General features: G+C 30.8%; 1 protein-coding gene. It reads right to left on the bottom strand.

Annotated elements, in window-relative coordinates; translation table 11 throughout:
* Positions 1 to 308, bottom strand: a 308-nt coding sequence (locus ACYQ44_RS10515; protein ID WP_459997251.1) for a transposase, incomplete at both ends; no start/stop codon positions are given.

Below are 308 nucleotides of genomic sequence, written 5' to 3'. Positions count from 1 at the left end.
ACACTTTTATTTTTTGTTATTTTTCTAAACTGACGATGTACGTTTTCTATTGGATTTGTTGTATATATAAGCTTTCTAATAGGTTCTGAATATTTAAAGTAAGATGATAGTTTATCCCAGTTATTTTTCCATATTTGTACTACTAAGGGGTGTGTTTCGCCCCATTTTTTTTCAAATTCCGCAAGTGCAATCTCGGCTGCTTCAAGACTTGGAGCTTGATATATTGGTTTTAAATCTTTAGCAATAGCTTTTCTGTACTTATGCGCAACGTATTTAAAAGTATTTCTTAATTGATGTACAACACACAT

The organism is Marinitoga arctica (assembly GCF_054657315.1).
Note: the sequence above shows the minus strand (reverse complement) of the source record. Positions and strands in the feature narration are given on the sequence as shown.